Origin of the sequence: Bacillus sp. DC4300-2b2 (genome assembly GCF_049895685.1) — a bacterium.
GTDB lineage: Bacteria > Bacillota > Bacilli > Bacillales > Bacillaceae > Bacillus > Bacillus safensis.
Map to the genome: position 1 here is coordinate 35,299 of NZ_JAFCSW010000008.1, position 11,998 is coordinate 47,296.

Genomic DNA, 11,998 nt, shown 5'->3' on the forward strand with positions numbered 1-11,998 from the left:
CTCTCTTAGGAAAGGAGGAAACAAGTCATGCCAAAAGTAGCATTATTTAACCAAAACGGTTCTACTAACGGTGAAATCGAATTAAACGCTTCTGTGTTTGGAATCGAGCCAAACGAAAGCGTAGTATTCGATGCTATTCTTATGCAAAGAGCTTCCTTACGTCAAGGAACTCACAAAGTAAAAACTCGTTCTGAAGTACGTGGCGGAGGTCGTAAGCCTTGGAGACAGAAGGGTACAGGTCGTGCTCGTCAAGGTTCTATCCGTTCACCACAATGGCGCGGAGGCGGTATCGTATTCGGTCCAACACCACGCAGTTATTCTTATAAATTACCTAAAAAAGTTCGCCGCTTGGCTATCAAGTCAGTATTGTCTTCTAAAGTAATCGACAACAACATCATCGTTCTTGAAGATCTGACTCTTGATGCAGTGAAAACGAAAGAATTCGCAGGCATCCTTAAAGGATTATCTGTTGAGAAGAAAGCGTTGATCGTCACTGCGGATGCAAACGAAACAGTTGCTTTATCTGCTCGTAACATCCCTGGAGTAACAGTTGTTGAAGCTAACGGTATCAACGTTCTTGACGTTGTCAACCACGACAAACTTCTGATCACTAAAGCAGCGGTTGAAAAAGTAGAGGAGGGACTTGCATAATGAAAGATCCTCGTGATGTTCTAAAGCGCCCTATCATTACTGAACGTTCTGCTGATCTAATGACAGAGAAGAAGTACACGTTCGAAGTTGATGTCAGAGCTAACAAAACAGAAGTGAAAGACGCTGTTGAAGAAATCTTTGGAGTGAAAGTTGAGAAAGTCAACGTTCAAAACTACAAAGGAAAATCAAAACGCGTTGGACGCTACACTGGTATGACTAGCCGTCGCAGAAAAGCGATCGTGAAATTAACTGCTGACAGCAAAGAAATCGAAATTTTTGAAGCGTAAATCTTAAAAAGAAGGAGGGAAATTCAAAATGGCGATTAAAAAGTATAAACCAACCAGTAATGGTCGTCGTGGCATGACTACTTCAGATTTTGCTGAAATCACGACTGACAAACCAGAAAAATCGTTGCTTGCACCGCTACACAAAAAAGGCGGACGTAACAACCAAGGTAGATTGACTGTTCGTCATCAAGGTGGCGGTCACAAACGTCAATACCGTATCATCGACTTTAAGCGTGATAAAGACGGTATACCTGGACGCGTTGCTACAATCGAGTATGATCCAAACCGTTCAGCGAACATCGCTCTTGTAAACTATGCAGATGGTGAGAAACGTTACATTCTTGCTCCGAAAGGAATCCAAGTTGGTACTGAAGTTACTTCTGGACCAGAAGCTGACATCAAACCAGGTAATGCTCTTCCACTTATCAACATCCCAGTTGGTACAGTTGTGCATAACATTGAATTAAAACCAGGTAAAGGTGGACAATTAGTTCGTTCTGCTGGTACTTCTGCTCAAGTTCTAGGTAAAGAAGGTAAATACGTTCTTGTACGTTTGAACTCAGGAGAAGTTCGCATGATTCTTTCTGCTTGCCGTGCGACTATCGGTCAAGTTGGAAACGAGCAACACGAATTAATTAACATCGGTAAAGCTGGACGTTCTCGCTGGAAAGGCGTACGCCCAACAGTTCGTGGTTCTGTAATGAACCCTAACGATCACCCACACGGTGGTGGTGAAGGACGCGCTCCAATCGGACGTAAATCACCAATGTCTCCATGGGGTAAACCGACTCTTGGATTCAAGACTCGTAAGAAAACCAACAAGTCTGATAAATTCATTGTACGTCGTCGTAAAAACAAGTAACGGGGTTGTCTACGGTTCATTTAGGACCGTAGTTCAATCACGAAGGGAGGTTCCACAATGGCTCGCAGCTTAAAAAAAGGACCATTTGTTGATGATCATTTGATGGCTAAAGTCGAGAAATTGAATGAAACTGACAAAAAGCAAGTCGTAAAAACTTGGTCTCGTCGTTCTACAATTTTCCCACAATTCATCGGTCACACAATCGCTGTCTATGACGGACGCAAACATGTACCTGTTTTCATTTCTGAAGATATGGTAGGTCACAAATTGGGCGAATTCGCACCAAGCCGTACTTACAAAGGTCATGCTAGTGACGATAAAAAAACAAGACGCTAATGAGAGGAGGCTTTTAAATGCAAGCTAAAGCTGTCGCAAGAACAGTCCGTATTGCTCCTCGTAAAGCACGTCTAGTAATGGACCTGATCCGAGGTAAGCAAGTAGGAGAAGCAGTTTCTATCTTAAACCTTACACCTAAGGCTGCTTCACCAATTATTGAAAAAGTATTAAAATCTGCTATCGCAAACGCTGAGCACAACTACGAGTTGGACGCTAACAGCCTAGTGATTACTCAAGCATTCGTTGACGAAGGTCCAACACTTAAGAGATTCCGTCCACGTGCTATGGGTCGTGCGAGCGCAATTAACAAACGTACTAGCCACATTACAATCGTTGTATCAGAAAAGAAGGAGGGATAATCCGTGGGTCAAAAGGTAAATCCAGTAGGTCTTCGTATTGGCGTCATTCGTGATTGGGAATCTAAATGGTTCGCAGGAAAAGATTACGCTGACTTCTTACATGAAGACTTGAAAATCCGTGAATTCATCAGCAAGCGTTTGTCTGACGCGTCTGTTTCTAAAGTAGAAATCGAACGTGCTGCAAACCGCGTAAATATCACAATCCACACGGCTAAACCAGGTATGGTAATTGGTAAAGGCGGATCTGAAGTTGAAGCACTTCGTAAAGCTCTTAACAGCCTAACTGGCAAACGTGTACACATCAACATTCTTGAAATCAAGAGAGCAGATCTTGATGCTCAGCTAGTTGCTGAAAACATCGCTCGTCAACTTGAAAACCGTATTTCATTCCGTCGTGCACAAAAACAAACAATCCAACGCACAATGCGTGCTGGAGCACAAGGAATCAAAACAATGGTTTCTGGTCGTCTTGGCGGTGCAGATATTGCTCGTTCTGAATATTACAGTGAAGGTACTGTTCCATTGCACACACTTCGTGCTGACATTGACTATGCTACTGCTGAAGCTGATACTACTTATGGTAAGCTTGGCGTAAAAGTATGGATCTATCGTGGAGAAGTCCTTCCAACTAAGAAGAATACTGCGGAAGGAGGAAAATAATATGTTATTGCCAAAACGCGTGAAGTATCGCAGAGAACATCGTGGAAAAATGCGTGGTCGTGCAAAAGGCGGTACTGAAGTACATTTCGGTGAGTACGGTATCCAAGCTCTTGAAGCTTCTTGGATCACAAACCGTCAAATCGAAGCTGCTCGTATTGCTATGACTCGTTACATGAAACGTGGCGGTAAAGTTTGGATTAAAATTTTCCCTTCTAAGCCATACACAGCTAAACCTCTAGAGGTCCGCATGGGTTCCGGTAAAGGTGCTCCAGAAGGATGGGTAGCTGTAGTAAAACCGGGCAAAGTTTTATTTGAAATTTCTGGTGTGTCTGAAGAAGTGGCTCGTGAAGCTCTTCGTCTTGCATCTCACAAATTGCCAATTAAAACGAAGTTCGTAAAACGTGAAGAAATTGGTGGTGAATCAAATGAAAGCTAATGAAATTCGTGACCTTACCACTGCTGAAATTGAACAAAAAGTAAAGTCTCTTAAAGAAGAACTTTTCAATCTTCGTTTCCAATTAGCGACTGGGCAGCTTGAAAATACTGCTCGCATTCGTGAAGTGCGTAAATCAATCGCACGCATGAAAACTGTGATTCGTCAAAGAGAAATCGCTGCTAATAAATAATAATTAGAGGGGAGGCCCCGCAAACATGAGCGAACGTAACCAACGTAAAGTGTATCAAGGTCGTGTTGTTTCTGACAAAATGGATAAAACCATCACTGTTGTAGTTGAAACATACAAAAAGCATTCACTTTATGGCAAACGTGTAAGATACTCTAAAAAGTTCAAAGCACATGATGAAAACAACCAAGCAAAAATCGGAGACATCGTAAAGGTCATGGAAACTCGTCCTTTATCTGCGACTAAACGCTTTCGTCTAGTTGAAGTTGTCGAAGAAGCCGTTATTATCTAATAAAGTTCGGATTTCTTTTTCCGAAAGGAGGTAACATTAATGATTCAACAGGAGACTCGTTTAAAAGTAGCTGACAACTCTGGCGCACGCGAAGTACTAACGATTAAAGTTCTTGGTGGCTCTGGACGTAAAACGGCTAACATCGGTGATGTCATTGTTTGTACGGTTAAACAAGCAACACCTGGAGGCGTTGTCAAAAAAGGTGAAGTTGTGAAAGCAGTTATCGTTCGTACTAAGAGCGGAGCTCGCAGAAACGATGGATCTTACATCAGTTTCGACGAAAATGCATGTGTCATCATCCGTGACGACAAGAGCCCACGTGGAACTCGTATCTTCGGACCAGTAGCACGTGAACTTCGTGAAAACAACTATATGAAAATTGTTTCTCTAGCACCAGAAGTACTTTAATGAATACAATCCGCGACTCAAGGAGGTGCGATTAAATGCATGTTAAAAAGGGCGATAAAGTAGTGGTTATCTCTGGTAAAGATAAAGGTAAACAAGGTGTCATCCTTGCTGCTTTCCCTAAAAAGGAACGTGTTTTAGTAGAAGGTATTAACCTTGTGAAAAAACACTCTAAACCAACCCAAGCTAACCCTCAAGGCGGGATTTCTGAACAAGAAGCGCCGATCCACGTATCAAACGTAATGCCGCTTGATCCTAAAACGGGTGAAGTGACACGTGTTGGGTATAAAGTTGAGGACGGAAAGAAAGTCCGTGTAGCGAAAAAATCTGGGCAAGTTCTAGATAAATAGTAAATAAGGAAGGGAGGTCTTTCTCATGAACCGCCTTAAAGAAAAGTATGTAAAAGAAATTACACCTGCATTAGTTTCTAAGTTTGAATACACTTCAGTAATGCAAGTGCCAAAAATCGAAAAAATCGTGATCAACATGGGTGTTGGTGACGCCGTTCAAAACGCTAAAGCAATCGATACTGCTGTTGAAGAATTAACGTTTATCGCTGGTCAAAAACCTGTCGTTACTCGTGCGAAGAAGTCTATTGCTGGATTCCGTCTACGTGAAGGAATGCCAATCGGTGCGAAAGTAACACTTCGCGGAGAGCGCATGTATGATTTCCTTGATAAACTTATTTCTGTGTCTTTACCACGTGTACGTGACTTCCGCGGGATTTCTAAGAAATCTTTCGACGGTCGTGGAAACTACACGCTTGGTATTAAAGAACAGTTAATCTTCCCAGAAATTGATTACGATAAAGTAACAAAAGTCCGCGGTATGGATATCGTTATCGTTACTACTGCCAATACGGACGAAGAAGCACGTGAGTTATTAACTCAAGTAGGTATGCCGTTCCAGAAATAATCAATGAAAGGGAGGCGAAATCGTGGCTAAAAAGTCTATGATTGCGAAACAACAACGCAAACAAAAGTTTAAAGTTCAAGAGTATACGCGCTGCGAACGTTGTGGACGTCCACATTCAGTTATTCGTAAGTTTAAACTTTGCCGTATTTGTTTCCGCGAACTTGCATATAAAGGACAAATTCCTGGCGTTAAAAAAGCCAGCTGGTAATCCCCATAAATGGGAAGGAGGTTATTAAATAATGGTTATGACAGATCCGATTGCAGATTTGCTGACTCGTATTCGCAATGCGAACATGGTACGTCATGAGAAGCTAGAAGTACCGGCTTCAAAAATCAAAAGAGAAATTGCTGAAATCTTAAAGCGTGAAGGTTTTATCCGTGACGTTGAGTACGTCGAAGACAGCAAACAAGGAATTATCCGTTTGTTCCTTAAATACGGCCAAAACAACGAACGTGTTATCACTGGTCTTAAAAGAATCAGTAAACCTGGTTTACGCGTATATGCGAAATCAAATGAAGTACCACGTGTACTTAACGGACTTGGAATCGCAATTATTTCTACATCACAAGGTGTTTTATCGGACAAAGAAGCCCGTGCTAAACAAGCTGGTGGAGAAGTACTTGCTTACGTATGGTAAAAAAAGTTTAAGATGAATGGAGGTGCTTGGTATGTCTCGTATAGGTAAAAAACTAATCGAGATCCCTTCAGGAGTAACTGTGACAAACAACGATAACACAGTGACAGTAAAGGGACCAAAAGGTGAACTAACTCGTGCATTTCACCCTGATATGGAAATTAAAATTGAGGACAACGTCTTAACTGTAAGCCGTCCGTCTGAAAATAAAGAACACCGTGCATTACATGGTACAACACGTAGCTTGATTGCTAACATGGTTGAAGGTGTATCTAAAGGTTTCGAAAGAGGTTTAGAACTTATCGGTGTCGGTTACCGTGCAGCTAAATCTGGAAACAAACTTGTTCTTAACGTTGGATACTCTCACCCAGTTGAAATCGTTCCTGAGGCTGGAGTTGAAGTAGAAGTTCCATCTCAAACGAAAGTAATCGTTAAAGGTATCGATAAAGAGCGTGTAGGAGCTCTAGCTTCTAACATCCGCGCTGTCCGTGCTCCAGAGCCTTACAAAGGTAAAGGAATTCGTTACGAAGGTGAATTCGTTCGCCGTAAAGAAGGAAAAACTGGTAAGTAAGATCGCTTAAAGTGAAGAAAGGAGTGACTCGGATGATTACGAAAACTAGCAAAAACGCTACTCGTCTTAAAAGACATGCTCGTGTTCGTGCGAAACTTTCAGGTACTGCTGAAAGACCTCGCCTTAACGTTTTCCGTTCTAACAAGAATATCTACGCTCAAGTAATTGATGATGTTAACGGTGTAACACTTGTAAGTGCTTCTACTCTTGATAAAGAGTTAAAGATCGAGAATAGTTCTGACACTGCAGCTGCTACGAAAGTTGGCGAACTTGTTGCAAAACGTGCTGTTGAAAAAGGAATCTCTAACGTGGTATTTGACCGCGGAGGATACCTATATCATGGACGTGTAAAAGCTCTAGCTGAAGCTGCTCGTGAGGCTGGACTTAAATTTTAATAAAAGAAGGAGGGACACATCCGAATGAGTCGTATTGACCCAAGCAAATTAGAGTTAGAAGAACGCTTAGTTACGGTTAACCGCGTAGCGAAAGTTGTTAAAGGTGGACGTCGTTTCCGTTTTGCAGCTTTAGTTGTTGTCGGTGACAAAAACGGTCATGTAGGTTTCGGTACTGGTAAAGCACAAGAAGTACCAGAAGCGATCCGCAAAGCTGTTGAAGATGCGAAAAAGAATTTAATTGAAGTACCAATGGTTGGAACTACAATTCCACATGAAATCATCGGTCGATTCGGTGCAGGAAACGTTCTATTGAAGCCTGCTTCAGAAGGTACAGGAGTTATCGCTGGAGGCCCAGTGCGTGCGGTACTTGAGCTTGCTGGTCTAGCTGATATCCTTTCTAAATCTCTAGGTTCTAATACACCGATCAACATGATCCGCGCAACACTTCAAGGTTTAAGTGAGCTTAAACGTGCTGAAGATGTAGCGAAGCTTCGTGGAAAATCTGTAGAAGACCTGTTAGGATAAGGAGGGAACAATAATGGCAAATAAATTAGAAATTACCCTCAAACGCAGTGTAATCGGTCGCCCTGAAGATCAGCGTGTCACTGTTCGTACTCTTGGTCTTAAGAAAACAAACCAAACAGTCGTACATGAAGACAATGCAGCGATCCGCGGCATGATTAACAAGGTGTCTCATTTAGTTTCTGTTAAAGAACAATAAAACATTTTTAATCGATAAGGAGGTGCCCAAATGAAACTTCATGAATTGAAGCCTTCAGAAGGTTCACGTAAAGTACGCAACCGTGTTGGTCGTGGTATTGGATCAGGTAACGGTAAAACTTCTGGTAAAGGTCATAAAGGTCAAAACGCTCGTTCTGGCGGCGGTGTACGCCCTGGTTTCGAAGGTGGTCAGATGCCTTTATTCCAACGCCTTCCAAAACGTGGTTTTACAAACATCAACCGTAAAGATTACGCGGTAATCAACTTAGACAGATTAAACAGTTTTGACGAAGGAACGGAAGTAACTCCTGAACTTCTTCTAGAGACTGGTGCAATAAGCAAGTTAAAAGCAGGAGTAAAAATTCTTGGCAACGGTAAATTAGAAAAAAAATTAACTGTAAAAGCCAATAAATTCTCTGCTTCTGCGAAAGAAGCGATTGAAGCTGCTGGCGGTACAGCCGAGGTGATCTAACTTGTTTAAGACAATCTCCAATTTTATGCGCGTGAAAGATATACGGAATAAGATTATATTCACACTTTTAATGTTAGTCGTCTTTCGTATAGGTGCTTTCATCCCTGTGCCTAATGTGAACGCCGAAGTTCTCCAGGCACAGGATCAAATGAGTGTTTTCGGAATCCTCAACACGTTTGGGGGCGGGGCACTTTTCCAATTCTCCATTCTTGCAATGGGGATTATGCCGTATATCACTGCTTCGATCATCATTCAGCTCTTGCAGATGGATGTTGTTCCGAAGTTTACTGAGTGGTCAAAGCAAGGAGAGGTTGGCCGCCGAAAATTAGCACAATTCACAAGGTATTTTACAATTGTTCTAGGATTTATCCAGGCGTTAGGAATGTCATATGGATTCAACAATATGGCAGGAGGCATGCTGATTGAAAACCCTGGTGTATCAACGTATCTCTTAATTGCGGTCGTACTCACTGCGGGAACAGCATTTTTAATGTGGCTGGGCGAGCAGATTACTGCTCACGGTGTTGGTAACGGTATTTCGATTATTATCTTTGCCGGTATCATCGCTGGTATCCCTCAAACATTAAAACAAGTGTACGCTCAACAATTTGTAGGTGGAGATGGACAGCTGTTCATGCAAATCCTTAAAATTGCCCTTATTGTAATTGCCATTCTTGTCATTGTTATCGGTGTTATTTACATTCAAATGGCAGTGAGAAAGATTGCAATTCAATATTCAAAAGGAACTGGCCGTGCACAAATGTCTGCTAGTCAAGCAACACACCTTCCATTAAAAGTGAATCCAGCAGGGGTGATTCCAGTCATCTTTGCCGTTTCTTTCATTATTACTCCGCAGACGATCGCATCGTTCTTCGGAACCAATAATGTGACAACTTGGATAACCAACAACTTTGACTATACTAAGCCAATCGGTATGACGATTTATGTAGCACTGATTGTTGCTTTCACATATTTTTATGCCTTTGTCCAAGTCAATCCTGAACAAATGGCTGAAAATCTGCAAAAGCAGGGTGGCTATATCCCGGGAGTTCGTCCAGGGAAAATGACTCAAGATAGAATTACGAGCATTTTGTACCGACTCACGTTTGTGGGCGCCATTTTCTTAGCCGTGATTTCAATACTTCCTATCTTTTTCATTCAATTCGCTGGATTACCTTCCGCTGCACAAATTGGCGGCACAAGTCTTCTCATTGTTGTAGGTGTTGCACTTGAAACAATGAAACAGCTTGAAAGCCAATTAGTGAAACGAAATTACCGTGGATTTATGAAATAAAACAGAGGGCTGGGCAGCTGCCCAACCTCTCTAAGTAAGGAAGGGGAAATCCGAAATGAACTTAGTCTTAATGGGGCTTCCGGGTGCTGGTAAAGGCACTCAGGCAGAACGAATTGTTGATGATTATGGGATCCCTCATATCTCAACAGGAGATATGTTCCGCGCTGCTATGAAAGAGGAGACACAACTTGGGCTCGAAGCAAAATCCTTTATCGATAAAGGAGAGCTTGTTCCTGATGAGGTCACAATCGGTATTGTTAGAGAAAGACTTGGCAAAAATGATTGTGAACAAGGTTTTCTTCTGGACGGATTTCCGCGAACAGTCGCTCAGGCTGAAGCTTTAGAAGAAATTCTAAAGGACCTTGGCAGAACGATTGATTATGTCATTAATATTAAAGTCGATAAAGATGCTTTGATGGAGCGTCTGACTGGCCGAAGAATTTGCAAAAATTGCGGAGCAACATATCATTTAGTATTCAATCCACCTGCGAAAGAAAATGTTTGCGACAAGTGTGGAGGCGAGCTTTATCAACGTGCAGATGATAATGCAGAAACCGTTTCGACTAGACTTGAAGTAAACTTAAAGCAGACTGAACCTTTACTGAACTTCTATTCAGAAAAAGGATATCTTGCAAACATTGATGGTGCAAAGCACATTAACGATGTATATGCAGATATCAAGGACCTGCTTGGAGGATTAAATAAATGATTATCTGTAAAACTCCTCGCGAGCTTGAGATTATGAGAGAAGCTGGACGTATTGTCGCACTAACTCATGAAGAGCTGAAGAAACATATAAAACCAGGTATTTCGACAAAAGAATTGGATCAAATTGCCGAACGTTTTATTACAAAGCAGGGTGCAATCCCATCTTTTAAAGGGTATAATGGTTTTCGCGGGAGCATTTGCGTTTCGGTGAATGAAGAACTCGTTCACGGTATTCCTGGTAAACGGGTTTTACGTGATGGTGACATCATTAGTATCGATATTGGCGCAAAGTTAAATGGCTATCATGGTGACTCTGCTTGGACTTATCCAGTTGGGGTAATCAGTGATGAAGACCGCAAACTACTGGAAGTCACAGAGGAATCTCTATATAAAGGCTTACAGGAAGCAAAGCCAGGCGAACGTCTGTCGAACATTTCCCATGCCATACAAACGTATGTTGAAAATGAGAATTTTTCAGTTGTTAGAGAATATGTTGGACATGGGGTCGGACAGGATCTTCATGAGGACCCTCAAATTCCTCATTATGGTCCGCCCAACAAAGGCCCACGGCTAAAACCTGGGATGGTGTTGGCCATCGAACCGATGGTGAACGCAGGCAGCCGATATGTGAAAACATTGGCTGATAACTGGACGGTTGTAACGGTTGATGGGAAAAAGTGTGCTCATTTTGAGCATACGATTGCGATTACAGATACAGGTTTTGATATACTGACTAAGATTTAGGTCTTCACTGAAGCCTTTCAGGCCCAAATCGGGCAGGTTGTCTGTATAGTCCAAAGAAAGAACAAGATCAGTATACAGGTGTCATCGGCATGTTCGTTGGCTGCCATGTACTAATCGCAGACGGAGAAAAGCGTAAATTTCATTCTCCTAAGAAAAAATATCAATCATATAACCTTTTATGATTGCGTATCTCCGGAAGTTCAGAACAGTATATTCAAAACAGGTCGGGTGATAGATGAACAATTGAGAGATTCTCATTGGACATTTGTCAGAGAGCAAGTTACTGATTTGAAGAAGGGAGAACACTTGAATGGCGAAAGACGATGTAATTGAAGTGGAAGGTACTGTAGCAGAAACTTTGCCAAACGCAATGTTCAAAGTTGAACTAGAGAATGGTCATACAGTTTTGGCTCATGTATCAGGAAAAATCCGTATGCACTTCATTCGCATTTTACCTGGAGACAAAGTTACGGTAGAATTATCTCCATATGACTTAACTCGTGGTAGAATTACGTACCGTTACAAATAAAGCAACTCCGGAAGAAGGAGGTTGGAAACACATGAAAGTGAGACCATCTGTTAAACCTATCTGTGAAAAATGTAAAGTGATTCGCAGAAAAGGAAAAGTAATGGTGATCTGTGAAAACCCAAAACATAAACAAAAACAAGGCTAATAACAAGGAGGTGCCCAAATCATGGCTCGTATTGCTGGTGTAGATATTCCACGTGATAAGCGTGTTGTCATTTCTTTAACATATGTTTTTGGAATTGGTCGTACGACTGCGCAACAAGTCCTTAAAGAAGCAGGTGTTTCTGAAGACACTCGCGTTCGCGATCTAACTGAAGACGAACTTGGTAAAATCCGTGATATCATTGACAAACTTAAAGTAGAAGGTGACCTTCGTCGTGAAGTTTCACTTAACATTAAGCGTCTAATTGAAATCGGAAGCTACCGCGGAATCCGTCATCGTAGAGGACTTCCTGTTCGTGGACAAAACACAAAAAACAACGCGCGTACTCGTAAAGGTCCGCGTCGTACTGTAGCTAACAAGAAAAAATAAGTAAAGGA

At 41.9% G+C, this 11,998-nt stretch carries 25 protein-coding genes and 1 pseudogene; all 26 read left to right on the forward strand.

What is annotated here, in order from left to right; translation table 11 throughout:
- Window positions 1–27 precede the first annotated feature (27 nt).
- The gene (gene rplD / locus ACP69X_RS18145; protein ID WP_007496312.1) at window positions 28–651 is read left to right on the forward strand and encodes a 50S ribosomal protein L4; all 624 of its coding nucleotides are present in this window, start codon (window positions 28–30) and stop codon (window positions 649–651) included.
- Window positions 651–938 (forward strand): 50S ribosomal protein L23, encoded by a 288-nt coding sequence (gene rplW / locus ACP69X_RS18150; RefSeq protein WP_003217016.1) that lies wholly within the window; start codon window positions 651–653, stop codon window positions 936–938. The genes rplD and rplW overlap by 1 nt, the downstream gene beginning before the upstream one ends.
- 28 nt (window positions 939–966) lie before the next feature.
- Window positions 967–1,800 (forward strand): 50S ribosomal protein L2, encoded by an 834-nt coding sequence (gene rplB, locus ACP69X_RS18155; RefSeq protein ID WP_024425599.1) that lies wholly within the window; start codon window positions 967–969, stop codon window positions 1,798–1,800.
- A gap of 57 nt (window positions 1,801–1,857) precedes the next feature.
- Complete coding sequence (gene rpsS, locus ACP69X_RS18160; RefSeq protein ID WP_003216920.1) at window positions 1,858–2,136, forward strand: 30S ribosomal protein S19; 279 nt, start codon at window positions 1,858–1,860, stop codon at window positions 2,134–2,136.
- A gap of 17 nt (window positions 2,137–2,153) precedes the next feature.
- A complete protein-coding gene (gene rplV / locus ACP69X_RS18165; protein WP_007496316.1) occupies window positions 2,154–2,495 on the forward strand; it encodes a 50S ribosomal protein L22 in 342 nt (113 codons plus the stop codon).
- A 3-nt stretch (window positions 2,496–2,498) separates the two neighbouring features.
- A complete protein-coding gene (gene rpsC / locus ACP69X_RS18170) occupies window positions 2,499–3,155 on the forward strand; it encodes a 30S ribosomal protein S3 (protein ID WP_003217241.1) in 657 nt (218 codons plus the stop codon).
- 1 nt (window position 3,156) lies between these two features.
- A complete protein-coding gene (gene rplP, locus ACP69X_RS18175) occupies window positions 3,157–3,591 on the forward strand; it encodes a 50S ribosomal protein L16 (RefSeq protein ID WP_003156478.1) in 435 nt (144 codons plus the stop codon).
- Window positions 3,581–3,781, forward strand: coding sequence for a 50S ribosomal protein L29 (rpmC, locus tag ACP69X_RS18180; protein WP_003217155.1), 201 nt, complete (start codon window positions 3,581–3,583; stop codon window positions 3,779–3,781). Before rplP ends, rpmC begins: the two co-directional genes overlap by 11 nt.
- 25 nt (window positions 3,782–3,806) lie before the next feature.
- On the forward strand, window positions 3,807–4,070 hold the full coding sequence (gene rpsQ / locus ACP69X_RS18185) for a 30S ribosomal protein S17 (protein ID WP_003216906.1): 264 nt from the start codon (window positions 3,807–3,809) through the stop codon (window positions 4,068–4,070).
- Between the two features lie 39 nt (window positions 4,071–4,109).
- Entirely contained in the window at window positions 4,110–4,478 is a 369-nt protein-coding gene (rplN, locus tag ACP69X_RS18190; RefSeq protein ID WP_003216882.1) for a 50S ribosomal protein L14, read from the forward strand.
- A 35-nt stretch (window positions 4,479–4,513) separates the two neighbouring features.
- Entirely contained in the window at window positions 4,514–4,825 is a 312-nt protein-coding gene (gene rplX, locus ACP69X_RS18195; RefSeq protein WP_008356538.1) for a 50S ribosomal protein L24, read from the forward strand.
- Between the two features lie 25 nt (window positions 4,826–4,850).
- Window positions 4,851–5,390 (forward strand): 50S ribosomal protein L5, encoded by a 540-nt coding sequence (gene rplE / locus ACP69X_RS18200; protein ID WP_024425600.1) that lies wholly within the window; start codon window positions 4,851–4,853, stop codon window positions 5,388–5,390.
- Between the two features lie 22 nt (window positions 5,391–5,412).
- Entirely contained in the window at window positions 5,413–5,598 is a 186-nt protein-coding gene (gene rpsN, locus ACP69X_RS18205) for a 30S ribosomal protein S14 (protein WP_008356542.1), read from the forward strand.
- A 31-nt stretch (window positions 5,599–5,629) separates the two neighbouring features.
- Window positions 5,630–6,028, forward strand: a complete 399-nt coding sequence (gene rpsH / locus ACP69X_RS18210) for a 30S ribosomal protein S8 (protein WP_007496327.1) — start codon at window positions 5,630–5,632, stop codon at window positions 6,026–6,028.
- A 31-nt stretch (window positions 6,029–6,059) separates the two neighbouring features.
- Window positions 6,060–6,596, forward strand: a complete 537-nt coding sequence (gene rplF / locus ACP69X_RS18215) for a 50S ribosomal protein L6 (protein WP_008345395.1) — start codon at window positions 6,060–6,062, stop codon at window positions 6,594–6,596.
- Window positions 6,597–6,628: 32 nt separating this feature from the next.
- Complete coding sequence (rplR, locus tag ACP69X_RS18220) at window positions 6,629–6,991, forward strand: 50S ribosomal protein L18 (RefSeq protein WP_008356544.1); 363 nt, start codon at window positions 6,629–6,631, stop codon at window positions 6,989–6,991.
- Window positions 6,992–7,015: 24 nt separating this feature from the next.
- The gene (gene rpsE, locus ACP69X_RS18225) at window positions 7,016–7,516 is read left to right on the forward strand and encodes a 30S ribosomal protein S5 (protein ID WP_007496332.1); all 501 of its coding nucleotides are present in this window, start codon (window positions 7,016–7,018) and stop codon (window positions 7,514–7,516) included.
- A gap of 13 nt (window positions 7,517–7,529) precedes the next feature.
- Window positions 7,530–7,712, forward strand: coding sequence for a 50S ribosomal protein L30 (gene rpmD, locus ACP69X_RS18230; RefSeq protein ID WP_003217067.1), 183 nt, complete (start codon window positions 7,530–7,532; stop codon window positions 7,710–7,712).
- Window positions 7,713–7,742: 30 nt separating this feature from the next.
- Window positions 7,743–8,183: a 50S ribosomal protein L15 gene (rplO, locus tag ACP69X_RS18235; protein ID WP_003216888.1), complete on the forward strand. Its 441-nt coding sequence runs from the start codon at window positions 7,743–7,745 to the stop codon at window positions 8,181–8,183.
- 1 nt (window position 8,184) lies between these two features.
- Entirely contained in the window at window positions 8,185–9,477 is a 1,293-nt protein-coding gene (gene secY, locus ACP69X_RS18240; protein WP_007496334.1) for a preprotein translocase subunit SecY, read from the forward strand.
- A gap of 55 nt (window positions 9,478–9,532) precedes the next feature.
- Entirely contained in the window at window positions 9,533–10,186 is a 654-nt protein-coding gene (locus tag ACP69X_RS18245; RefSeq protein WP_024425604.1) for an adenylate kinase, read from the forward strand.
- Window positions 10,183–10,929 (forward strand): type I methionyl aminopeptidase, encoded by a 747-nt coding sequence (map, locus tag ACP69X_RS18250; RefSeq protein WP_003217210.1) that lies wholly within the window; start codon window positions 10,183–10,185, stop codon window positions 10,927–10,929. Before ACP69X_RS18245 ends, map begins: the two co-directional genes overlap by 4 nt.
- Before the next feature lie 27 nt (window positions 10,930–10,956).
- Window positions 10,957–11,262, forward strand: a pseudogene (locus tag ACP69X_RS18255) (KOW domain-containing RNA-binding protein).
- The gene (gene infA / locus ACP69X_RS18260; RefSeq protein WP_003217190.1) at window positions 11,240–11,458 is read left to right on the forward strand and encodes a translation initiation factor IF-1; all 219 of its coding nucleotides are present in this window, start codon (window positions 11,240–11,242) and stop codon (window positions 11,456–11,458) included. The pseudogene ACP69X_RS18255 and the gene infA overlap by 23 nt, the downstream one beginning before the upstream one ends.
- A 31-nt stretch (window positions 11,459–11,489) precedes the next feature.
- Entirely contained in the window at window positions 11,490–11,603 is a 114-nt protein-coding gene (gene rpmJ / locus ACP69X_RS18265) for a 50S ribosomal protein L36 (RefSeq protein ID WP_003156543.1), read from the forward strand.
- Window positions 11,604–11,624: 21 nt separating this feature from the next.
- Window positions 11,625–11,990: a 30S ribosomal protein S13 gene (rpsM, locus tag ACP69X_RS18270; protein ID WP_003217023.1), complete on the forward strand. Its 366-nt coding sequence runs from the start codon at window positions 11,625–11,627 to the stop codon at window positions 11,988–11,990.
- Window positions 11,991–11,998 lie beyond the last annotated feature (8 nt).

What these genes read in the sequence shown, in the direction of transcription:
- rplX (WP_008356538.1), top strand. Translation starts at nt 4,514, where the DNA reads ATGCATGTTAAAAAGGGCGATAAAGTAGTGGTTATCTCTGGTAAAGAT.
- rplW (WP_003217016.1), top strand. Translation starts at nt 651, where the DNA reads ATGAAAGATCCTCGTGATGTTCTAAAGCGCCCTATCATTACTGAACGT.
- rplN (WP_003216882.1), top strand. Translation starts at nt 4,110, where the DNA reads ATGATTCAACAGGAGACTCGTTTAAAAGTAGCTGACAACTCTGGCGCA.
- rpmJ (WP_003156543.1), top strand. Translation starts at nt 11,490, where the DNA reads ATGAAAGTGAGACCATCTGTTAAACCTATCTGTGAAAAATGTAAAGTG.
- infA (WP_003217190.1), top strand. Translation starts at nt 11,240, where the DNA reads ATGGCGAAAGACGATGTAATTGAAGTGGAAGGTACTGTAGCAGAAACT.
- rpsH (WP_007496327.1), top strand. Translation starts at nt 5,630, where the DNA reads ATGGTTATGACAGATCCGATTGCAGATTTGCTGACTCGTATTCGCAAT.
- rplV (WP_007496316.1), top strand. Translation starts at nt 2,154, where the DNA reads ATGCAAGCTAAAGCTGTCGCAAGAACAGTCCGTATTGCTCCTCGTAAA.
- rplF (WP_008345395.1), top strand. Translation starts at nt 6,060, where the DNA reads ATGTCTCGTATAGGTAAAAAACTAATCGAGATCCCTTCAGGAGTAACT.
- rplD (WP_007496312.1), top strand. Translation starts at nt 28, where the DNA reads ATGCCAAAAGTAGCATTATTTAACCAAAACGGTTCTACTAACGGTGAA.
- map (WP_003217210.1), top strand. Translation starts at nt 10,183, where the DNA reads ATGATTATCTGTAAAACTCCTCGCGAGCTTGAGATTATGAGAGAAGCT.
- rpmD (WP_003217067.1), top strand. Translation starts at nt 7,530, where the DNA reads ATGGCAAATAAATTAGAAATTACCCTCAAACGCAGTGTAATCGGTCGC.
- rpsQ (WP_003216906.1), top strand. Translation starts at nt 3,807, where the DNA reads ATGAGCGAACGTAACCAACGTAAAGTGTATCAAGGTCGTGTTGTTTCT.
- rplB (WP_024425599.1), top strand. Translation starts at nt 967, where the DNA reads ATGGCGATTAAAAAGTATAAACCAACCAGTAATGGTCGTCGTGGCATG.
- rplR (WP_008356544.1), top strand. Translation starts at nt 6,629, where the DNA reads ATGATTACGAAAACTAGCAAAAACGCTACTCGTCTTAAAAGACATGCT.
- rpsS (WP_003216920.1), top strand. Translation starts at nt 1,858, where the DNA reads ATGGCTCGCAGCTTAAAAAAAGGACCATTTGTTGATGATCATTTGATG.
- rplO (WP_003216888.1), top strand. Translation starts at nt 7,743, where the DNA reads ATGAAACTTCATGAATTGAAGCCTTCAGAAGGTTCACGTAAAGTACGC.
- rpmC (WP_003217155.1), top strand. Translation starts at nt 3,581, where the DNA reads ATGAAAGCTAATGAAATTCGTGACCTTACCACTGCTGAAATTGAACAA.
- rplP (WP_003156478.1), top strand. Translation starts at nt 3,157, where the DNA reads ATGTTATTGCCAAAACGCGTGAAGTATCGCAGAGAACATCGTGGAAAA.
- ACP69X_RS18245 (WP_024425604.1), top strand. Translation starts at nt 9,533, where the DNA reads ATGAACTTAGTCTTAATGGGGCTTCCGGGTGCTGGTAAAGGCACTCAG.
- rpsE (WP_007496332.1), top strand. Translation starts at nt 7,016, where the DNA reads ATGAGTCGTATTGACCCAAGCAAATTAGAGTTAGAAGAACGCTTAGTT.
- rplE (WP_024425600.1), top strand. Translation starts at nt 4,851, where the DNA reads ATGAACCGCCTTAAAGAAAAGTATGTAAAAGAAATTACACCTGCATTA.
- rpsM (WP_003217023.1), top strand. Translation starts at nt 11,625, where the DNA reads ATGGCTCGTATTGCTGGTGTAGATATTCCACGTGATAAGCGTGTTGTC.